20 protein-coding genes and 1 riboswitch are annotated in these 22487 nt (G+C 48.7%); of the genes, 10 read left to right on the top strand and 10 right to left on the bottom strand.

The features are described 5' to 3' along the window. Positions 1–58: 58 nt before the first annotated feature. Positions 59–2719, top strand: coding sequence for an N-acetylglucosaminidase (locus FO441_RS00875; protein WP_145284442.1), 2661 nt, complete (start codon positions 59–61; stop codon positions 2717–2719). A gap of 33 nt (positions 2720–2752) precedes the next feature. Here the strand turns inward: FO441_RS00875 and FO441_RS00870 are convergent, their stop codons facing one another. After that, a complete protein-coding gene (locus tag FO441_RS00870) occupies positions 2753–3922 on the bottom strand; it encodes a glycosyltransferase (protein WP_145284439.1) in 1170 nt (389 codons plus the stop codon). Between the two features lie 197 nt (positions 3923–4119). Between FO441_RS00870 and FO441_RS00865 the strand changes: the two genes are divergently transcribed. The 8 genes from FO441_RS00865 (at position 4120) to FO441_RS00830 (ending at position 12370) form a co-directional block, all read left to right on the top strand. Next, on the top strand, positions 4120–5589 hold the full coding sequence (locus FO441_RS00865; protein WP_145284436.1) for an LCP family protein: 1470 nt from the start codon (positions 4120–4122) through the stop codon (positions 5587–5589). Positions 5590–5601: 12 nt separating this feature from the next. Further along, on the top strand, positions 5602–6066 hold the full coding sequence (locus tag FO441_RS00860; protein ID WP_145284433.1) for a DUF2538 family protein: 465 nt from the start codon (positions 5602–5604) through the stop codon (positions 6064–6066). 11 nt (positions 6067–6077) lie between these two features. After that, the gene (locus FO441_RS00855) at positions 6078–6506 is read left to right on the top strand and encodes a GNAT family N-acetyltransferase (RefSeq protein WP_145284430.1); all 429 of its coding nucleotides are present in this window, start codon (positions 6078–6080) and stop codon (positions 6504–6506) included. Positions 6507–6626: 120 nt separating this feature from the next. Next, a riboswitch (TPP riboswitch) is annotated at positions 6627–6725 on the top strand. Between the two features lie 112 nt (positions 6726–6837). After that, on the top strand, positions 6838–7839 hold the full coding sequence (locus tag FO441_RS00850) for an ABC transporter substrate-binding protein (protein WP_145284427.1): 1002 nt from the start codon (positions 6838–6840) through the stop codon (positions 7837–7839). A gap of 16 nt (positions 7840–7855) precedes the next feature. Beyond that, on the top strand, positions 7856–8638 hold the full coding sequence (locus tag FO441_RS00845) for an ABC transporter permease (protein ID WP_145284424.1): 783 nt from the start codon (positions 7856–7858) through the stop codon (positions 8636–8638). Next, positions 8628–9386, top strand: a complete 759-nt coding sequence (locus FO441_RS00840; RefSeq protein ID WP_145284421.1) for an ABC transporter ATP-binding protein — start codon at positions 8628–8630, stop codon at positions 9384–9386. The genes FO441_RS00845 and FO441_RS00840 overlap by 11 nt, the downstream gene beginning before the upstream one ends. Then, on the top strand, positions 9379–10455 hold the full coding sequence (locus FO441_RS00835; RefSeq protein WP_186365434.1) for an acyl-CoA dehydrogenase family protein: 1077 nt from the start codon (positions 9379–9381) through the stop codon (positions 10453–10455). The genes FO441_RS00840 and FO441_RS00835 overlap by 8 nt, the downstream gene beginning before the upstream one ends. Positions 10456–10636: 181 nt before the next feature. Beyond that, complete coding sequence (locus tag FO441_RS00830) at positions 10637–12370, top strand: CotH kinase family protein (RefSeq protein WP_145284415.1); 1734 nt, start codon at positions 10637–10639, stop codon at positions 12368–12370. 44 nt (positions 12371–12414) lie between these two features. Here FO441_RS00830 and FO441_RS00825 read toward each other — a convergent pair whose 3' ends face one another. After that, positions 12415–13104 carry a DUF4956 domain-containing protein gene (locus FO441_RS00825; protein ID WP_145284412.1) on the bottom strand — a complete coding sequence of 230 codons (690 nt, stop codon included), beginning with the start codon at positions 13102–13104 and terminating at the stop codon, positions 12415–12417. Further along, complete coding sequence (locus FO441_RS00820; protein ID WP_145284408.1) at positions 13101–13844, bottom strand: polyphosphate polymerase domain-containing protein; 744 nt, start codon at positions 13842–13844, stop codon at positions 13101–13103. Before FO441_RS00820 ends, FO441_RS00825 begins: the two co-directional genes overlap by 4 nt. A 121-nt stretch (positions 13845–13965) precedes the next feature. On the opposite strand from FO441_RS00820, the gene FO441_RS00815 reads away from it, so the two are divergent. Continuing rightward, positions 13966–14904 carry a leucine-rich repeat domain-containing protein gene (locus FO441_RS00815; protein WP_145284405.1) on the top strand — a complete coding sequence of 313 codons (939 nt, stop codon included), beginning with the start codon at positions 13966–13968 and terminating at the stop codon, positions 14902–14904. Between the two features lie 23 nt (positions 14905–14927). Here the strand turns inward: FO441_RS00815 and FO441_RS00810 are convergent, their stop codons facing one another. Genes FO441_RS00810 through FO441_RS00780 form a run of 7 tightly spaced genes read right to left on the bottom strand, consistent with a single transcriptional unit; the run spans position 14928 to position 22482 of the window. Next, positions 14928–17078: a glycosyltransferase family 2 protein gene (locus FO441_RS00810; protein ID WP_145284403.1), complete on the bottom strand. Its 2151-nt coding sequence runs from the start codon at positions 17076–17078 to the stop codon at positions 14928–14930. A gap of 8 nt (positions 17079–17086) precedes the next feature. Then, entirely contained in the window at positions 17087–17299 is a 213-nt protein-coding gene (locus FO441_RS00805) for a hypothetical protein (protein ID WP_145284400.1), read from the bottom strand. Positions 17300–17322: 23 nt separating this feature from the next. Further along, a complete protein-coding gene (locus tag FO441_RS00800; RefSeq protein WP_145284398.1) occupies positions 17323–18231 on the bottom strand; it encodes an ABC transporter ATP-binding protein in 909 nt (302 codons plus the stop codon). Positions 18232–18242: 11 nt separating this feature from the next. Beyond that, entirely contained in the window at positions 18243–20336 is a 2094-nt protein-coding gene (locus tag FO441_RS00795; RefSeq protein ID WP_145284395.1) for a hypothetical protein, read from the bottom strand. Continuing rightward, positions 20336–20971, bottom strand: coding sequence for a hypothetical protein (locus FO441_RS00790; RefSeq protein ID WP_145284392.1), 636 nt, complete (start codon positions 20969–20971; stop codon positions 20336–20338). The genes FO441_RS00795 and FO441_RS00790 overlap by 1 nt, the downstream gene beginning before the upstream one ends. After that, positions 20964–21344 (bottom strand): hypothetical protein, encoded by a 381-nt coding sequence (locus FO441_RS00785; protein ID WP_145284389.1) that lies wholly within the window; start codon positions 21342–21344, stop codon positions 20964–20966. Before FO441_RS00785 ends, FO441_RS00790 begins: the two co-directional genes overlap by 8 nt. Further along, positions 21331–22482, bottom strand: a complete 1152-nt coding sequence (locus FO441_RS00780) for a glycosyltransferase family 4 protein (RefSeq protein ID WP_145284386.1) — start codon at positions 22480–22482, stop codon at positions 21331–21333. Before FO441_RS00780 ends, FO441_RS00785 begins: the two co-directional genes overlap by 14 nt. Positions 22483–22487 lie beyond the last annotated feature (5 nt).

Below are 22487 nucleotides of genomic sequence, written 5' to 3'. Positions count from 1 at the left end.
CATACATTATTTACTATAATAATTATATAATGTTTATATCACCTGAAGGAGGTAATTTATGAAGTACAAGAATCGATTGATTGTACCGACCCTTGTTACGCTTTCCCTACTTGGTATTTCGGCGCAAGCCAGTGCTGATGAAACGGACGGTCAGGACAAAATCGGGCAGCAGCAAGTCAGTACCAAAGAATACATAAGCAACACCAAAGAATCTGAAAAGATCAGTAAGCCAGTAATTGAGGAAAGCTTATCTGATGTCGTAGAGGAAGCATCAGTACCGGATGAACACATAAAAGCAGAGCTTGAATCGACTGAAGAAACACAACAGGAAATTGAAGCTGATGAAGTTGCAGCAGAACCTGTAGAAACTAGCATTGAAGAAACCCGCCCTGAATCAAATGTTTCCGAATCGAAGCCAGCTTCTGAAACAGAGTTTTCCAAGTCGAAGCCAGCTTCTGCAACTGATGAAGAGGAATCCGTTGCACAATCTGAAACAGAACCAATTGAAGAAAGCAACACTTCTGAATCCGTAAAAAGCGACCATGCAGTAGAGAATGAATCAGTTGAAGCACCAGTGCTCAAAGCACCAGGAAAATCCTCGCAGCCAGAAAATAAAACTGGTAATGATCAACAAAATAGTGATGATACGAAAGCTCCTATCACTTCCAAACCAACTGAAAAGTCCTTGGATACTGATGAAGACAGATTGGAAAGTGAAGTAAAGAGTGAAACGAAGGACGAGTCGGTATCTTTGGAAACACCTGTTTCAAAAGATACCAAGGAAAAGAATGTCTTGAAAACAAGCAACAAGAACGATGAAATAGAATCGGCAGATGCAAATAAAGAAATTACTGAAAATGGACCTGACGAAGAAGAAACAGAGCCATCAAAAGAAACACAGGAAAACAAAAAGGAAACTACTGAACCAGAAGCAACTTCTCCAGAATCAAAAGATGAAGAAAAGCTGCAAAAACGTGTCGCCACTCAAAGGTTCTCCCTGATGTCTGATGTTTCCTTCTTGCGAATGGATACTTCCAGTACTACACCTGATTACTCTGTTGTTTCCTATGCTGCTAAAATAGGATCTGATAGAAACTCTGGACTAAGAAGTCCGGTGACAAGCAAAAGAACTGTGTCTGCTGATTTCTTGGAAGACCAAACCATCTTTATAGAGCGCAAGGCAGACTATCAGGGGGAAATATTCTATCGCGTGCATTCGAGTTATGAAGGAGCAATGCAAGGCTGGATGAAATCCAATGACTTGAGATTATTCAATCTTTCAGAAGCAAAAAAACATAGCGAAAATTTCCGTGTAGGTACACCAAACCATTATCTTCTTACTGATCCGTGGGGTTCCAAAGAACAACAGGTCAAAAGACTTGGCGCTTATGAGGACGAATCTTTTAAGAGTGAAAAAGTTCTTACTCTCGGTGCACATACGTATTACTACGGTAAAATAGGTAACGACCATGGCTGGATAGAAAAAAGAAAATTGCATAGTCTTGATATTGCCCCTGTTTACAAAAATGTATCGTATGCAGCGAAACTGAAAAGCAAAGACAACTCAGGGCTAAGAAGTCCTGTAACAAGCCAAAAGTCAGTATCGGCTGATTTTCTTCTAAACCAGACTGTATTCATCGAACGTCAGGCGGATTATGCAGGAGAAACATTCTACCAGGTGCACTCTAGCTATGAAGGTGCAATGCAGGGATGGATGAAGTCCATAGATTTGAATAAATGGGACTTGTCAGAAGAAAAAGTGAATAACGCTTCATACACTTTGCAGACTCGTACAGGTGGACTGCTTGAAGATCCATGGGGTATGAAGGAACAATACATTAATACATTGAATGATTATAAGAAAGGGACTAGCTTCCAGGCACAAAAAACTGTAGATCTTGGAGCACTTACTTTCTACTATGGCAAGCTAGGAAATGACTATGGCTGGATTCAGAATACCAAGGTCCAACAGGTCGAACCTTCCACACCATCTCCAGTTGTAAATACAGTTAAATATAAAGAGTCATTAAATGAAGTACTCGACACTCAGATGAGCTTGAGATCAAAGCCGCAAGCTTGGGTTTCCGGTGGGGGTTGGAGAAATGCAACGCGCGAAGAAGTCAGATATAACCTTGATCCTGCAAATCACCAGTCAGATACTTGGGACTATACTTTCCTTAATCTGAATCAAGCGCAGAACATTTCAAGCTATGAACTTAATAATAAATTATTAAGCGGGAAGGGCACTTTGCATAACCAAGGTTCTGCCTTCCTAAGAGCAGCCAACACGCATGGTGTCAACGAAGTCTATCTCATTTCCCATGCCCTTCATGAAACGGGAAATGGTCAAAGTCAATTAGCTCGCGGTGTTCGCCTCGATGCAAACGGCAATATTTCTTCCAACGGCAAACTCTACTACAACATGTACGGCATTGCAGCTTATGATCATAACCCTATTCTCGCTGGTGCACGCTATGCCCAGCAGATGGGCTGGGATACACCAGCCAAGGCAGTCATAGGTGGTGCACAATTCATCTCAAGTGGCTACTTCAACCGCAACCAGACGACACTTTATGCGATGCGCTGGAACCCGATGAATCCAGGTACCTACCAGTACGCAACAGATGTCAACTGGGCCTACGCTACGGCACGCAATCTTAAGAACTACTACGACCAGCTCGGTATCCGTGGCCAGTACTACACTAGATATACGTTCTAAACAAAAATCGCGACTCATAACGAGTCGCGATTTTTATTTGTCTATTTTTCGATATACCCGCTTCAATACATCTTTCTCTTCATTCCAGTTGTACTTCAGCTTGGCCTGCTTTGTATTTTCCCTGTAGGACAACCGCCACGCGTCGTTTCCAATCAGCTTTTCGATGGCTGTCTTCAGTGCCTGCGTACTTTCCGGTTCAACCGTCAGTCCGACCTGTTCCGATTCGATGACCGCTTCGATCTCCGGCAACCTGGAACCGATGACCGGTACGTGGGCCATGATATATTCGAACAGTTTGTTGGATGATGCCGAATAGTGGTTGAAGTTGGTGTTCTCGAGGAACTGGATGCCGATGTCGGCGGATTTCGTATAGCGTCTCAAATCTTTGTAGGGGACGCGTTCGATGAAGATGACCTTGTTCTCTATACCGAGGTGCTTGTGGTACTCGATCAGGTTCAGACGTTCCTTTCCGTCACCAATCATGATGAGATGTGCACCCTCGATGTCCTTGAAGGCATCCAGCAGCTTGAACAGTCCCCTGCCCTCCTGCATGCCGCCCTGGTAGAGGACGATCTTCTCCTCTGCTCCGATACCATATTCTTCACGAATCGGATACGCTTCTACGTTGTCGATGTCATAGAGTTCGGAGTAGTTGTGCACCGGCGTCGGCCTACTTTTATACAGTCGCTTATGATAGTTGGCACGTGTATCGTTTTCGACGATGACATGATCGACGAATTTGAGCAGGAACCCTTCCAGTCGGTAGATCTTATCGAAAGAATAGTGCGTCCGGCTGGTCTGTACTTCATGGGAATCGTATATAAGCGGTTTTCTGCTGAGCCGTAGCTTGGCGCTCGCAATGCCCTGCAGCAGTGTATTCAGATCATGGGAGTGATAGATGTCCGCATTCGTTTGACGTCCGAGCATCATCATCTTGAACATTTCGAGCATGTTCGGCAGATGCTTTGTGAGTATCGTGGATTTTATTTTCTTCCGGATCCATTTCGGCAGCTCCACTTTGAGCGGCCGGTTGACATAGACATGGGGGGCCACGGTCTCGCTTGAAGCCAGATGCAGCTCATCCATCTCCTTCTTGGCGATGACTGTCACTTCATAGCCCGCTTCCGTCAGCGCTGTCGCCTCCCGGAGCACTCTCGCATCATTCACAAAATTATTCCATACAAACATTGTCACTTTCTTCATACGGCACCTCTTCTGGCTTTCATTGCTTCGTTTATTTCTTGTAGTACGTCTTCATATTCTATATGATTATATACAGTTTTGAAGTTTATGTGAGGATTGCTCATATCTATTCCATTTTATGGCTCTCTCATATTATAATTAAACAATGGCAATATGTCATCACATACTAAATCATAAAAAGTGGGTACTTGAATAATATGAAAAGAAAAATTTTTTACGGTGTACTGATTTTCCTCATCATTGCACTCGTTGTCATTGGCGCATACATCTATAATCTATTCAACTCGTTCGAGCAGGGTGTCAGCGATTCATTCGAGGCAGCGGACCGCGACCAGTCGGAACTGCGGCTTGAAGATGTGGATCCGTCACTCGACAGCTTTACAGTTCTGATTCTTGGTGTTGACGAAAGTGAATCACGCAAGGAGGAAGGTGATCTTTCTACAAGCGATTTCAGAACGGATACGATGATCCTTGCGACGTTCGATAAGGAAGCGGATGAAGTGAAGCTCGTCAGCATCCCACGGGATACACTGACCTACTTCCCGGAGAACAACTACTTCGATAAGATCACGCATGCCCATCGTGAAAACGGGCCGGCGGGCTCCATGAACGCGGTTGAATCACTGCTGAATGTCCCTGTCGACTACTATGCCCGCGTCAATATGGCGGCTGTTGTCGATCTTGTCGATGCGCTCGGTGGTGTCGAGTTCGACGTTCCATTTGAAATGAATGAACCGAACTCCATCGACCGTGGACGCATCATTCTGGAACCGGGTGTCCAGGAACTGAACGGTGAAGAGGCACTGGCTGTTGTCCGCAGCCGGCGTGTGGATACCGACCTCGGCCGTGGCCAGCGCCAGCTCGAGATGGTGCAGAAGATACTCGGCAAAGCGAAATCCACCGGTGCACTGACCAAGCTGGATGACCTGATTGAAGTCGTGGCGGACAATACGAAGCACAACATGACCAGCAAGGAGATCCGCAGTCTTGCCGCCTACTACTCCTTCAACGACATCGAGTTCAACCCGACACAGATACGCGGCAGCGACTTCTGGTACCAGGGCAATGGCGCCTACTTCTACTGGGCGAACGAAGAGCATCTCTATGCGATTTCAAAGACCCTTCGGGAAACGCTGAACCTTGAAGCACCCGAGCCGTACGACCTGATCAATATCCGGCTGTCCGACTACATCGTGCCTTATGAATATGTTTCCGACTACTATCTCGATGAATTTGTACCGGAAACAGTACCGTACTTCATGCAGGAAGGCTATACGAGCGATATCGGCAACGGATTCAACATGGGAGAAGAGGACCCGGAAGAGAGTATCGAAGGTGAAGGCAACATCGAATCCTCCTCTGAGGAGCCGACGGGTGAAAGTACTTCAGAAGAGGCTACTACAGAACAAGGCACCTCCCAGGAAGGTGCGACGACTGAAGAGGACAACTACTGGGCACCTGAAAATGGCAATGGATCCGAGGGCATCCAGGAGGAAAGCACCGAGCAGTACAACTACGAAGAGAGTACTGAACAGTACAATTACGAAGAGAGTACCGAGCAGTACAACAGTGAAGAGAACACTGGCGAATACTACGAGGAAAGCACTGAGGAGTACAACGGCACCGGAAGCTACGACAGTTTTGACCGCGCGCAAAATGAAGTCTAGGAGCGGATTGTGATGAGAAAGACCTATGACAAGGAAACGAATATCAATGAGATGTTCGACTACCTGGATGACCAGATCAAGCATAGCGGCCAGCCTGCGATGGAAGATACGTACTACTACCAGAATCATGAGCACAAGGAGATGTACCTCTCCATCCGGGGGTACTTCGCGGAAGCGCTGAAGAATCCCGAGGTTGATGCAGCATGCTACATCATCGCCATGCCGGACATCTACCGCCGCATCAACATTTTCGAACTGACCTTCCCGATGGACTGGATCAGAGAGGAAGAAAGGCTGTCCCAGGCATTCAAGGCACTGAAGCCGCATATCCAGTACCTCGCACTTGCAGCGGCTGAAGCGAGTGGCATGAAGTTCAACACCAAGCCTGCCCTGTCGCTCGGTCTTGCCTACTGGAACCTGGAACAGCTCAAGATCTTCTGGCAGTTCACCGCCATCCGGCGCAAGAATGCAATGTAGGAGGAATTTCGATGGAAATCAAAGTCGCAGACAACAATATCCTGTACAACCAGTGCCTTGCCATCCGTAAACGTGTCTTCGTGGAGGAGCAGAATGTGCCGATGGACCGTGAGGTTGATGAATATGAAGACGTGGCCACACACATACTGCTGATTGAAGAGGAACCGGTCGGCACTGTCCGTTACCGTCCGGCCGATGACAAAATGATCAAAGTGGAACGTATGGCGGTGCTGCCTGAAGCACGCGGCAGAAGACTCGGCCGTGAACTGATGGCATACGTCCATTCCCATGCAAGTGAAAACGGCTATACCCGTGCCAGGCTCGGTGCCCAGGTGCATGCCATCGATTTCTACAGGAAGCTCGGCTACACTGTCTCCTCTGATGAATTCATGGATGCCGGCATCCCGCATGTGTACATGGAGAGGGATCTGACAGAGTAGAATAATCAGGCGTCTTTCGAGCAATATGCTCGGAAGACGCTTTTTTCATTGTCCGGATTCTGATCCCTGCACCTTGGACTTGATTTGTCGCCATGGTATAATGGACATATCAATTGAATATTTGATGCATAGGGGAGCCGCATGAGGCTGAGAAGGCATGACCTGACCCTTTGACCTGATCTGGATAATACCAGCGTAGGGAATGTGTAGCGCATATACGGCACTCGTGTATCGTCTTACAGTTCTTGACGCCTCCAGATACGGAAGGTGTTTTTTTGTATTCCTGTTTTTATCGGATGCAGGACACCGCCATTTTGAGAGGAGTTTCCATATGAAGAAGATTTTATTCCCCATCATCCTTGCACTGTTTCTTGCCGCGTGCGGTAATGGCGATGATGCCGATGATGGCAGTTCGGCAGAAAACGGAGCACTGGAGGAGATTACATTCGTCCTCGACTGGACGCCGAATACGAACCATACGGGCATCTATGCTGCACAGGCGGAAGGATACTACGAGGAACGCGGACTCGACGTGAATATCGTTCTGCCGGGTGAAGCGGGTGCAGAACAGACCGTGGCCACCGGCAATGGCGACTTCGGCATCAGTGCCCAGGAGAACGTCACCCAGGCCCGTCTCCAGGGTGTCGATATCGTATCACTCGCTGCAATCATCCAGGATAACACGTCAGTCCTTGCCTCACCGGAGGAGTATGGGCTCGAGACGCCGTCCGACCTTGAGGGACAGACATACGGCGGCTACGGCTCACCGATCGAGGAGGAGACGATCGCGTCCATCATGCAGGCGGACGGTGCGGATATCAGCGAAGTGGATATTCTGAACATCGGCGACACGGACTTTTTCACTGCTGTACAGCGTGACGTCGACTTTGCCTGGATCTACTATGGCTGGACAGGGATTGAAGCGGAGCTGCGCGACTTCCCGCTCAATACGATCGACTTCACCGAGTATTCGGATGCACTTAATTTCTATACCCCTGTACTGATGACGAACCAGAATCTGATCGACAGCGACCCGGAGACTGTCCGCGCGTTCACCGAAGCGACGGCGGAAGGCTACCAGTTTGCGATGGAGCAGCCTGAGGCGGCTGCGGAACATCTGATCGAGGCTGAGCCGGACCTTGATCCGGAACTTGTCAGGGCGAGCCAGGAGTGGCTGGTGGACGTCTACCAGGGCGATGCGCCATACTGGGGTTATCAGGCACAGGATGTGTGGCAGAACTACAGCGACTGGATGTATGAAAATGAACTGATCGAGTCGGAACTCGATGTGGAACAGGCATACACGAACGAATTTCTGCCCGGAGCTGAGTAGATTGGAGGAATAGTAAATGCGACGACTTTCATCATGGCGTGTCGGACCGCCGATTCTGGCGATACTTCTGATACTGGTCATCTGGCAGCTTGCGGTAAGTATTTTCAATATTGCCGACTGGATGCTGCCGAGTCCCATCCAGATCATCCAGGAAGGCATTGCGATCTATCCGAGGCTGCTCGGGCATACGCTGTCGACCATACAGATCGCGCTCGGCGGATTCGCCATCGGAGTCTCCGTCGGCATCGTCCTTGCGGTGGTGCTCCACCTCATTCCGCAGGCGAGGCAGAGCCTCTATCCGCTCATGGTACTGTCGCAGAACATACCGATCATCGCACTGGCGCCACTATTGGTACTATGGTTCGGATTCGGCGCTCTGCCGAAGATTCTGATCATCACACTCGTCTGCTTCTTTCCGGTCGCCGTGTCGCTGATCGACGGATTCCGCCAGACCAGTCCGACACTCAGGAACTACATGCAGATGATCGGTGCCAGCCGCCGGCAGATCTTTTTCAAGCTCGAATGGCCGAGTGCCCTGCCCTACTTCTTTTCAGGGCTCAAAATCTCCGCCACCTACAGCGTGATGGGCGCCGTCATCGCCGAATGGCTCGGGGCGCAGGAAGGGCTTGGTGTCTTCATGACGCTCGCCTCCTCTGCTTTCCGTACGGATCAGGTGTTTGTCGCCATATTTGTCATCATGGTCATCAGCCTCATCCTGTTCGGCTTTATTCTGCTGCTTGAGAAGTGGCTTGTTCCGTGGGATACGAATCAGAAGGAGGCACGTGGAGATGGTGAATAAACTGGAGATAGACGGCCTGACCCATACATTTGATGGACAGAACAGAGTGCATGTACTGGACGATCTGTCACTCCATGTCGCTGAAGGTGAGTTCGTCACATTGCTTGGTCCGTCCGGCAGCGGCAAAAGTACGATCTTCAACCTGATCGGCGGTCTGTTCAGACCGGATGCAGGCGATATCCTGATCGAAGGCGAACGCGTCAACGGACAGCGTGGGCATATCAGCTATCTGCCCCAGCAGGACTCCCTGCTGCCATGGCGGACGATCGAGGATAATGTAGTGCTGGTACAGGAGATCACCGGCAAGGTGGATAAGACGGCTGCCCGGGAATGGCTCGAGCGTGCCGGACTCGGCGGGTATGCATCATCGTACCCGGATGTGCTGTCCGGCGGCATGCGCCAGCGTGTCGCCTTCATCCGTTCCCTGCTGAGTCCCCAGCCACTGATGCTGCTCGATGAGCCCTTTGGTGCCCTGGATGAGCTGACCCGTCTTGATATGCAGGACTGGCTGCTCAGAATCTGGGAGATGGACCGGCGTTCCGTGCTCTTCATCACCCACAGCATCGAGGAGGCACTCTACATGTCCGACCGGATCCTCATCCTGTCAGACAAGCCGGCACGTATTGCAAGGGAGATCGAAGTGCCCTTTGCAAGACCCCGCCACCATGACATCACACTTGAAGATACATTCAACCAGCTCAAGCGGGAAATCTATCAGATGCTGAAAGTGGGAAATGAGAATGATTGATCAACAGATGACTGAAACCGTCCGGAAGTACGCTTCCGACATGGAACAGAATGGAAAGCTTGATCAGACGGTACTCGATCTGATCTATGAGCATCGACTCTTCAAGCTGTTTGTTCCGGACACGATCGGCGGCAGGATGACCCCTTTTCCGGAAGCCATCAGATACTTCGAAGATACCGCCTACATCGACGGCAGCTTCGGCTGGCTCGTCCAGATCGGCTCCGGGGCCGGCTTCTTTGCAACAGTCATGGATCCCCGTGCTGTACAGGAACTGTTCAGTGTGCGGAACTTCTATATTGCCGGCAGCGACCGGCCGCTCGGTGTGGCAAGGAAGACGGATGACGGCTATATTGTGAATGGTGCATGGCCGTACGCAAGCGGCGCAGATCATGCGAGTCTGTTCACCGCCACCTGCCGGATCGAATCCGATGATTTCGATGACGGACTGCTGCGTGCCTTTGCGATGCTACCGGACCAGGTCCGTGTGGAAAGTGACTGGAATGCCTTCGGACTTTGCGCCACAGGCAGCCATACCATCCATGTCGAAGATGCACTTGTTCCGGCACACTACCGCTTCGATGTGGCAGACCCGCACTTCCATTACGATAATCCGATCTATCACTACCCGTTCGAGCCGTTTGCAGCAGCGAATATCGCTGCGACGACGATTGGTATCGCGCGGCATTTCTTCGATGCCGCAAGAGCGCATATTGAAGAAAAAGAGACTTCATGGAAAAAGGAACGACACGTGCATGCAGTGAAGGTGCTGGATGACAGTGAAGCGGCATTCCTTGAAGCCAGGAAAAACTTTCATAGTGTAATCGAGTCGTCCTGGGCACAGCATCAGCAGGGCATCAGTCCGGATTCCGACGACATCCCCGTCCTCAGCAAGATTGTCGCGCATCATGCGGTCGGTGGCGCACAGAAGCTATACCGCCACCTCGGCATGGACGTCATCATGGCGGACCATCCGCTCAACCGCATCTACCGCGATCTGCTGACCGCTTCACAGCATGGTCTGCTGACGGATACGACAGGTACTCTGGAACTGGATGGACAGCAGTTTTAAGACAATAGTAAATCAGCATCTCCAAAGCAAAGACTATAAGTCATTGCTTTGGAGTTTTTTTATTAAAACTCGATTAAAAACCACATTCCCCTCGGAGTATCCCTTATAATATAGCCAATGATATAAAGCCAGTACATACCGGTCGGGTGCCCATGACCCGAAGATTATTTGAGGGGGTTCCATGAAACAGTTATCCAGCATTTTCATTCTTTCTGCCTTACTGATATTGGCCGGCTGCAATATGCCTGCTGAGGACCCGGAACAGTCGGTGGCTGCTACAGATGCATTCGAGCCTGAAAATCATCCCGACGATGGTGTACGTACGCTGCGGCTCTACATGGAGGCGGATGATCTCGACTACCTTTATGAAAGAGATCCGAATTCCGATGTCCCCATCGCTGCCCATGCGAAAATAAATGAGGAAGAGACGGTTCTGCAGTTGGAAGGTGTCAGATTCCGCGGAAATTCCACACGCAACCGTGAAAAGAAGCCATTAAGCATAGAATTCGCAGAACCACAGGATTTTCTGCATGGTTCGGACCGGCTGAACTTGAATGCCATGTACACGGATCCTTCCATGATTCGGGAACAGTTGTCCTTTGATATGTTCAGCAGACTTGATATCCCTGCGCCCCGAGCGGAATATTACCGTCTCTATATCAACGATAACTATGAGGGGTTCTATACGAGTGTGGAACGCATTGACGAGGAGTTTCTTGTGGCCCACGGCCTTGATCCTGAAGGGACTCTGGTCAGAGACCAGATGCGTACTCACAAAGGTGAAATCGGTACGACGGTCGATTCCACTTTCGCATTCAATCTCGATTATCACGCTGAAGACAAGGCGGCGGTATTGGAGCAGGTGTATGACTACCGTGGCGAGCCCAACTGGCTGAAGCTCGGCCAGTTCCAGGAGTGGGTCTATTCCACCCCGGCAGGCACCGGATTCGAATCCGGTCTATTCGAATATGTGGATGAGAAGAACTTCATGGACTTTCTCGCCGTCCATTTCATCATTGGTGATATCGACACATTCGGCAACGACTACTGGATGTATCTGGACCACCAGGATCCGGATGCAAAATGGCAGTTCATTCCGTGGGACAAGGACCTTGTAATGGGATCTGACAGCCGTGGCCAGGTCGGCGGCATTGCAAATGACTATTTCAGCTACGAAAACCCAATCATACCGACATGGCAGAACCTGCTCGTCCACAAGACGCTTGCATCCGATGCGCTCAGAAACTCACTTGAAGCACGTATACTGGAGCTGATGGATGGCCATCTTTCCAATGATTGGATCGATGGAAGGATTGCAGAACATCAGCATATTGTGGACGGTGAAATGGCTGCATCATTGAGTGCGGATGCATTTACACTCCACGGGCAGAACTTCTTCGGCAATACTGCAGCGTATGATGAAAGGAAGGAAACTGTTCCCGAATTCTTCGATCTGCGATATCAATTTCTGCCGAGACATTTTGAAACCCCTGAAGCAGCAGCTGAATATTCCGCTGAAGCGGGTCAGATCACCGAAAATGAAGGCGTATATCTGACGAATGCCGACGGTTTCGTCATGGCATATCTTGAACCGGAAAGTGTGACCGGTGATCCCGTGATGCGCCTGACCATAGAGCAGAACAACGACGTCGAAGGCATCAACCGGAGCTACATCCTGGAAACACAGGACGGCTCGGTAGAAGGCAGGCTGACACTCTACTACCGGAACAACACCGGCTGGCTCAGCAGAGGCAACTGGATCATGAACGGCTCGGACTTCGAGGCATTGCATGACCTGCAGGTGCAAAAGGATGGTACAGCAATCGAGACAACCGTCAACCCCTACACCAATAAAGCAGTATTCGATGATACACTGGAAGGCACGGCACGCTATACGATCGAGTTTACACAATAGAAAGGACAGGTTCAGAAATCTCTGAACCTGTCCTTATGTAGATATCAATAACTCAGACTCGATACGTTCAACGTCACCTTCATATTGGCATTCTTTACTCTGATGGCATCCATCAGCTCCTTATCGGGAACATTCTTCTTTGTGCGGACCCTGTATTCGAGGAGGTACATCGTTCCAAGATTCGTCGTTTCAATGTTGACCAGCTGGGCCTGATCGAGGAACTGCTCGAACACATCGTCAAAAACACCTTCGAAGTTCATATTCTCCGGCACGGTGACCTTGAGCACCTTTTCGTCCGTTCCCTTGCTGCCGTAGTTGACCGTATGCATGATCAGGATGAGTGCACTCATCGTAAAAGTGAACAGTACTGCGAGTACATAGAATCCGAGGCCGCAAGAAATTCCGACGGCCATCCCGAAGAATATGAAGGCGATGTCTTTCGGATCACTCATCGCACTTCTGAAGCGGATGATGGAAAAAGCACCGACAAGGCCGAAGGCGACAGCGATATTGTTGCCGATGACGATCATGATGATGGCGACGACGACACTCATGATGACGACTGTCTGGACATAGGACTGCGAGTACCGGACACCATGGTGGGTCCACTTGTAGACCAGTGTGACGATGATGCTCAAAATGAAGCTCAGCAGGATGGCAATCATCAGTTCGACGATTGTGAATGTCGTCGTCTCATTGCCGAGTTCCAGATAGTTCTGTATGAATTCCCTCATCTCTGACCCACCCTGCTTTCCTGGATGGCATGCTCAATCCCCAGACTTTCCACATCGATGCTCGTGCAGAACTTGGAGACACCCTCCTTTTTCAATCCGTATTTCGACAGGATATTTGTAAGCCATAACGGAATGCTTGAAGACATCTTGACTTCCATGACCACCAGATTCCTATCGATGAAGTGTGTCCCATGGGGACCATTTTCAATATTCAGATCATCTGAACGGCATCTCAGGTTATAGTCGAAAGTCACCCTCAAGTCGGCTTCGTGAATGCCATGGAAAGCATGGCGATCATAGCTTACCACCACTTTCGGATCCAGATCATAGAGGTTGCGGAAATAATCCACTTCCTTGTAGATCTGCGGATTGGTGACCGCATGGCTGACATCATTGCGACGGTATATATAGTCATATGCCTCGAATAGCGGCAGCGCCGTCCTTCTTTTATTGACGACATTGTTGTACTTCTGCTTTATCTCAAGAAACGATGTACTCGTCAGATCCGCTTCATCATAGACTCTGAGCCTCAGCTTCTGACGGAACAGCAGCTTGTTTCTTGTTTCCGTATAGATTTTTTCGTCAGCAGAATCGAAATAGAGACTGACGATATTATACTTGCCATCTGTACCGAACTTATCGTATCGCATCCAGTCCATTATTTCCTGCACAATACTTTCGTACGTTTCGAACGGTATCAAGTATTTTACTTCTCTTCGATTGAATACTTCCAGAACCATAGCATCACCTTTAAGATTTTTTTAATTTTACCATTTTAAAAAATTATTGTAAAATGAAAATAATATCGTCTATCTACTCAAAATCAGTATAATGATTAATAATTAAAGGACGGTTAGAGAAATGTTAAAAAATATTCTGCTTGTCTCCATCTTCAGTACGATAGCAGTAATGCTCTGGGTCGGGAGCCTGATGTATGCCCCGGAAGGCAGCCACTTCCAGGATGATAACCTGGAGGATGCCATACGCGATAATCTGAACCTTGCAGATGAAGATGCGATCGTCGTCAATCAGCTGGAGAGCCTTACCCATCTTGACGCTGCAGGCTACAACATCATCGATCTAAACGGCATCTCAAAACTTTCCAACCTGGAAAGCATCGATATTGCCGATAACAGCATCAATGACATTTCAGCATTGTATGGGATGGAACATCTCACAGAGATCAATGCCGGCACGAATGAAATCAGGGATATCGAAGGCATTGGTGCACTCTCCCGGCTTGAAACGCTCAATCTCGAGTACAACCGTCTTGAAGATCTCGCTCCCCTTGCCGAGCTTGGGAATCTTACGGAGCTGAACCTGCAGGGGAATGAGGTCGTCACCATTGCGCCCCTGTCGGACCTGACGTCGCTTGAGCACTTGAATCTGAGGGAGAATCAAATCGCGGACCTGCATCCACTATCCGGACTGACGGCACTGGATCACCTTGATCTGCGTGATAATGATATTGAAGAGGTCACTCCCCTCAATGGACTGGCAGAGCTCGAGTCCCTGGATCTGAGGGATAACGATGTCACGGATATAGAACCTCTCGGAAACCTTATGGAACTCCAGGCACTGAACTTGAGAAACAATGCAGTCATCAGCATTGCACCTCTGGAATCGCTTACTAAACTGGAGGATGTGAATCTGCGCGAAAACAATATCACTTCAGTCGCCCCGCTTCAGAATCATACGAACCTTACCCAGAGACTCTATCTTGCTGATAACAGCATCGAGGATATCGAAGTGCTGGAATACAGTGGCTTCATACTGGAGAAGGATTTCGACGGTCAATAAAATAGAGCGCCCGGATGGGTGCTCTATTTTTTCGTCAGTTTATGGAGATGATCACGGATGGCCGCTTCATCATTGAGTGGATTCGCTATAATGTTTTCATGTCCTTCAAGACTGATTTCATGGAGCACACTGCCCGCTTCATAATGCAGCCATATTCTCGAGCCGGATCCGATGTAGTCTGCATATTTGGAAGGCAGGTATGGATTCCTTGGCTTGTACATTCGCGTATGGGCATCATTGAGGAGCAGATAATCAAAGTCCTGCGTTACATTCAGAAACTCGAAATATTTCAAATAGGGATGCACATTGATCACATCTTTCAGTACTCCGCTGTACAGCTCGCTCTGGACTTGTCTTACATTGGTTGTGAACACATGGATGACAGCATCAATCCCTTCCTTCCTGATCAGCATGGCAATCGTCTTGATATCTTCCGCACCTCTCGTTTCATAGAAGTTTCCAAAGTAGCCGAGATTGATTTTATTTTCATCGAGTTCCACGTGATGCCTTTCATAGTTGTAATATGCCCTGCTGAGTGTCGGATGCCTGGAAATCGTCGCTTTTTCCTTTGCGAGTGCCTGCAGATCATCATCAAAACGTTCAAGCATGCTGGTCATCTGATGGTGGTTTGTAAAAACCAGTTCATCCGCCAGTATGAAGGGCAAAAGCTCGGCCATATTGAAGAGGTTGTCATCCATATATCCATGAAACTGCTCGGGTATGAGTTTTCTGATCTTCTTCAGTTCCTTTTTCGAATAGAACGCAGTCTCCCTTTTGTCATTCTTTATATCCCTGAACAGTGGATCGGAGAACTCGGCAATCCACCTCACTGAACTGTTGCGCCTGTAGATTTCGAACGCCAGCATGTGGGATGCCGGCCACATTGCACGGGAATAGATCTCCTTATACTTGCCGGCATTTAGTTTTTTGAGTGCCGCTTTGATGAAGATCTCAATATGGTTTCTGTTCGAGAATGAGGAAGTCGCATTGACTTCAAACTTCTGATGAATATAAGGTTCAGCCAGACGAGTGAGACTGAGATCGAGCGACCTTACATCATACATGTTGTTGTGCACGACATCGCATGGCACTTTGTCACCCGCAATTCTTTTGGCGAGGACAATGCCGCTTGTATCCGCATAGGGCGGGAAGCAGTAGCTGACATAAAGCCTCTTTGGAAGATCTTCGTTGATACGATCATAGGGGAAGTATTCATCGGAAAGATTTTCGATATCCCGCTGCACCTTATCATAATCCTCCATGTTCTTCTTCAGGTAACGGTTGATGAAACCTGCCTGTGCACGCATCCGATCGATGATCAAAGTTCTGATCTCTTCGTCATCTTCCGTTTTCAGGATATTCTGCAGCCTGCTCAGCACATTGACCCTATCGGTGACGTTGAACTGGTACGTCGGTTTGCTGCGGCTCAGTGATCCATCAATAAGATGGCGATGGTAGACGGCCTCATTCCTATTGATTCTTACTATGGGTTTGAATTCCGATACCAGTGCCATATAGAGGACGACGTCCTCTCCGTTGTTCAGAGACTCTTCGAAACGGGTCTGCAGCAGCAGTTTTGTCGGAATGACCTTTGCTCCGTTCATGGATAGATTTTTGACTACCTGGTAGTAGTTGTCAGGGTACTCATCAGCATCTGCTCTTTCCTTGTTGATGTGGTTGCTGCCGTCATCCGACTTTCCCCCTTTCACTTCGTGGAACTGGTTGAGCAGAATCGTATTCTCCTCGCATGCTTCAAGTGAATGTTCCAGATAATCTGGCGAGAGTGTATCATCCACATCCAGGAAGGCAGTATAGAGGAATGACGCCTCATTGATGCCTGTATTGCGTGCGCGGCAGACGCCTTTTTCCGAGTATTGCACAATATATTTCTTCTTCTTTTCCGCACTGTGGAACAATGCTTCGCTCTTTTCATAATCGCCATTGAAAATGATGATGGTTTCGAATTGATCCGCATCAAGCGTCTGAGCCTCCAGAGTCTCGATCAGCTGCTCCATATACGCTTCTCCCCTATGAATGGGAACGATGACTGTAATGCCATGATCAAGAGGACGGCAGCTGAATTCGTGTTTTTCTTCAGGCCTGATGCCTGTTTGAATGTAACGTTCCAGCTGCTCAATCTCCTGCAGTCTTTTTCTGATTTTTATTTCTGTCATGGAATCCCCTACTTTTTCAGCATCTTCCTTACTTTGAGTGCTGCCTTGATTGGAAGAAAGGTTTTATATTTTCGCAATTCACGCTTCAGCCTTGCATTTTCGTTGCGCAGCGCAGACATTTCCTGGTCGACAATCTTCAGCTCATTGAGCACTCTTGCTTCGTTTCTCAAACTTTTCAAGGATATATCCTTCAATGTTTCATAATCAGGATGGTTTGTCATGTCACTTCACCTGCTCTGGTTATTTATAGATGCCCTGCAAGTTGCAGATAAGCCGCTACGACGATACTGATGCCAGTCGCTCCAAGAAGAAGCGCATTCAGCAGCCCGAGTTTCGTATCATCATTCTTCTCTGCATACTGATCAATTTTCTGACGGCTGATCATTTCTTTCTTATACCTTTGCTGGATATGCTTCGGCTTCTCGTTGTAGCCCCTGATGAATCTTGCATACAGTCCGACAACCGGCACCGCATCACCATATTCCCGCAGTTCCCCATAGTGGATCCATACTGCCTTGTTGCACATCTGCTGGATCTGCGGAATGGAGTGGCTGACAAAGAATATCGTCTTTCCGGATCTACGGAATTCCTCCATCTTCCTGATGCACTTGTTGGCAAATGTATCATCCCCTACAGAAAGCGCCTCGTCGACGATGAGCACATCCGGATCGGTGTGTACTGCAATGGCAAATCCGAGACGGGATTTCATGCCGCTTGAATAGGACTTGATCGGCTGGTTCATGAAGTCCTCCAGTTCGCTGAAGGCGACAATATCGTCGTAGACCGCATCAATCTCCTTTTCATTCAATCCATGCATCAGACACTTCATCCGAATGTTCTCCTCTCCCGTCAGCTCATTGTTAAGGCCCGCGGAAATTGCGATGAGCGATGCTCTGCCGTTGACGTGGATGCTGCCGGAAGAAGGCTCTGAGACACCACCGAGCAAGTTGGACAACGTCGATTTGCCTGAGCCGTTCAAGCCGACAATGCCCACCGAATCTCCGGGCTCTACATCGAATGAAACACCTTTCAATGCCTGGAAATACTCACTTCTGTCTTCAAGGAATGGAAAAAGTATCTTCCACAGCTTCTTTTTGTTTCTGGTGATGTTATAGACTTTCGAGACATTCTCCACTTTCACTTTATATTCCATATTCACACTTCCTAGTCTGTCATGCATTCGATACGGGAAACTCTGTACAGGACCTTGCCCAACTGTTCTGCCATCGCTGCAAAGTCATCCGAATACTCATGATAGTCCAGCTGCCCGGTTGTAATGACCTTGTCTTCAGCCGTTTCATCCAGTATGCTGCCGGGCTCCGTGAATGCCCACACCAGACTGTCGCTGCCACGATAGTCGCTCAGCTTGGAAGGCACATAGGGATTGAAAGGTTTGATGCCGATGGTCTGTGCATCGAAGATCATCAGTATGTCCATCTTGTCTGCCATGTTCAGAAATTCGAAATAGGATACGTAGGGATTCATTCGGATATAGTGGCGGTATTCGCTCGCCTGGTACAGCTGCATTGTATTACGGTTCATATTGGTAAATACATGGATGACGAAGTTGTTGATATTTCGTTTGTACAGCTGCTGGGCGACGAGTTCGATCTGCCTGAACCCGCGGGTATCATAAAAATTGCCGAAGTATGCCAGATTGATGGTGGTATCCTCGATCTTGTAGTATGACTGCACGAGGCTGTAATAGGATTTCCCGGGTACCGGGTGCTGGCTGATGACCGCCTTCGCTCTGACCGTCTCCTGAAGCGCATCTTCAAAGCGTTCGAGCATGTATTCCATCTGGAATCTGTTCGTAAAGATGATTTCATCCGCGTAGATGAAAGGCAGTATTTCGCATAGATTGAATACATTATCATTGATGAGATGATGGTACTGTTCTTCCAGACTTTCAAGAAGAGATTCGAGAAAACCTTCGTCTTCCACCGGCGCGTACCTCAGCTCTGCTTTGACATCCTTATGGAGAGGATCCGAGAATTCAGCCGTCCATTTCAGAGTGGGGTTCTCCATCTTGATCCTGTACCCGAGAAAGTGGGAATGGGGAAACATTGCTCTTGAATAAAGTTCATTATATTTATATGCATACTTGCGATATTCGGCAAAACCATCCTCCATATAGCGTTCGATGCTTGCCCAGCTGCTGAAGGCCTGTGGACCATCGAGCATGACTTGAGTATCGAGAAGGTTGGACGTCAGGTTCAGAAGCTTGTCGTCTCTCTTGCGGATGCGATCCATCGAATTCGATATGACATCCACAAGCAGACCATCCGCCTGGACCCGCTTCGCCATGACATTGCCACTTGTATCGTTATATGGCGGAAAGCAGTAGGCAAGAACGAGTTTTCCGGCATCCCCCCTGTTCAGAACACTGTAGTGGATGTGGCGGATGCCGTTCTGCTCGAGCGCTCTGACCATCTCCTGCTTGGATACCTCTCCCTTGTCCACTCTCATCTTCAGCATCACTGTGAACTGGCGGTTGAAGTCCTCAAGAACATCTGTTGCCCGTCCGTCATAGCGCTGGTTGAGCTTCCTGTCGATATGGGCGAGAATCCGCACTGTCTGAGGAGAATCCAATGACGCCATACGCCGCATCAGACCACACACGGAGATGGTGTCGCATTTTATGACCTCACCCGTATGGGAGACGATCGAAAAAATCTGGTGGAGCCAGACATTCGCCGCAAAAGGCAGCGCGTCATCGTATATATGGCTGTACAGCGTCCCGGAAGGCAGAATCAGAACATTCTCCCAAACAATCTTATCGATGGATGATACCTGGTCGATTTGTGTCTGCTCCGTATCGAATGCGTTGAAGAATGCCTGATAGATGCGTCCATTCAGTGAGACGGCGTCATCCATCCTGCACAACACAGTATCATCCGGCTGCCAACTGAAGGAACAATCTTCTGGAATACCAAGTGTCTGATGGGCATCCAGGAGGATGTAGTGGCCGAATTTCACATACAGTTTCGCCTGCTCGATGCTGTTCGCAAGGATGATGTTTTTCTGTTCCGCTTCATGGACTGCCTCCTGAACCGCATCAGAACGGCTGGCGATGATCAGCTCGGCATTCGTGCAACGCTTCATGCGCTTCATATTCATTGCGACATGGTGATTCATATCCTCTGTCCACTGGATGATCGAGAGACCCGACGGCCTGTCATTCTTGTATTTTGCTGCCTGCTGGTTGATGTAGTCGGAGTTGACATCACTGATATTGATTCTATAGTCTAATTTCATCAGCGTCGCCTCCTCTGTCGCCAATAGAACATCTGAAGCCGGCCAAGCTTGGATTGCCGCAGCTTCTCAAGACGCTGAAGTGACTGCTTGTACTTTTCCATGAGTTCAACATAGCGTTTCTCAAGGTCCATATCCCGTCCGCCCATCCGGGCTGCCTTCAAACTTTCATACCGGGATTGCAGCAGTTCATACTTCTGACGCTCCCTATTCGATTCTCCTATCAGACTTTCAATGATTTCCATCTCATAGGATTTATGCTTCAGGCTGAAATTGCGTTTCAGGATATCGAAAGTCTCCACCGGATCGGATGCACGTGCCCCCGCAAGATGGAAAAGGAAGCCGTCGCCCTCCGGCTCGACTTTTGAAACCCAGTCCAGTTTCTCGAATTGGATCCGGTCCATTTCTTCGGCTGGTATGAAGATGGCACATCTGTGCCTGTAATCGGAAGAAACAAAATGATCCATATCAGCCCGATGATGAGGTGCAAGTGCGGTGATGTCGATGGTAAGATGCGGCGGATCATACCTTCTGAAAACTTCTTTAATATCCGCTGCGAGTGAATCGGCGGAATTCGCGTCAAGGGCATACTCGACTGTGCGGTACTCCAGGTCCTCTGTTCTGATGAGCCTATTCATCGTCATCCACCCTGTCATGCCTGAAGTTGATCTTCACGCTGGCTGTCTGGTCCGCCGCTCCGTCTTCCTGCACGAAAGCCTGCAGCGTATACTTGCCGCCCGGCACATCCAGAAGGAAAGTATTCGACTGCTGATAAGGCCGCTTGATGGTTTCATGCTTGCCAGTCCGATCAATCAGGTATAGTGCATATTTCATTCTGGCACCTGTTGCATCGATGATGATCTCCAGCAGGCCGTTCTGATCATTACGGGCGACTTCATTGATTCTGAGTTCAGGTACAGCATTATGCACCAGAGTGCTTGTTTCTTTCATTATATGTTCAATATGACTTTCCAGATCATGATACGCTTTCTTCCAGTCAACTCCAGCCATTCTGGATCACCTCCATCTCCTGTTTGATTACAGCCTCCACTCCTGCCTGCCTGTGGATGCTTCTTGATGCTTCCGCACTCATCTCCATAAATGTTTTTGGATGCTTATAAAGATGATCGAAGTTCTCAACCATGGTTTCAACATCATCTCTCGGAGCCAGCATGCCTGTCTTTCCATGTTCGACAAATTCCGGTACGCCGCCCACGTCATTTGAGAGCGGAACCAGTCCCGAACTCATTGCTTCACCGATGGACACCCCTTGGGAATCATGACGGGTCGGACAGATGAAGACGCCATGGGACTCATGGATATCAGGTATTTCGTTCTGTGGCACAAATGATTGGTGCAGGTTCACATTGCCATAGCGTTTCAGAGGTTCTGTGACCACTTCAAACAATGGGCCATCACCGTACAGGTCGAACGTCAGTTTGCTGAAGTATCTTTTTCTGCTCAGAGCCATTATGAAATCCACTGTCAGGTCATTGGCATAGTTTCTGGCCGTATAGGGCCGTATGCTGCAGAGGTTCAACCGGTCCGTCTTCACCTTCTGCCGATATGGGAAAAGCTGATCGTCCACAATGTTCGGAATGATGTAGTACTCTTTTGGCACCACACCGGTGTAGGGATCGACATAGAGTTCCTTGAAACGCCTGGATACGTAGACGAATCTGATGCTGTAGTCGCTGCTTGTCATGATCTCCCTCAGAAAACTTCGCTGGGTTTCGAATACCGTATCTTTTCTTTCAAGCATCGCATCCAGGGATTCTATATCACTTAGAAAATTATAATACCTTCTGTGCCAGGCCTCCGCTTCAAAACCATGCAGCCATACAACGATATTGGGACGTTCCGCTTTTGGAAGCTGGGTGATTCCATGGAACATCTTCGGATTGATGAAATGGAAGAGGACCGTCGGATAGTGGTTTTCTTTCAGAAAAGAAGCCACCTGGTGCTGATCCATGTACTTGATGTGGACGCCATCATGGAACCTATCCTTCATCACGCGCGTTGTCATGACGATGACATCGACTTCGATGCCATATGTCTGATATGCTTTTACCCTTCTGTGGAGAAATCCATTTGCATACACCTTATCCCGCGTCGGATAGGCATTGCAGATCATTAAATATCGTGTCATCAGCC

Origin of the sequence: Salinicoccus cyprini, assembly GCF_007713705.1 — a bacterium.
Taxonomy (GTDB): Bacteria; Bacillota; Bacilli; order Staphylococcales; family Salinicoccaceae; genus Salinicoccus; species Salinicoccus cyprini.
The sequence above is the reverse complement of the archived record's forward strand: the minus strand, read 5'-3'. Positions and strand labels throughout refer to the sequence as shown.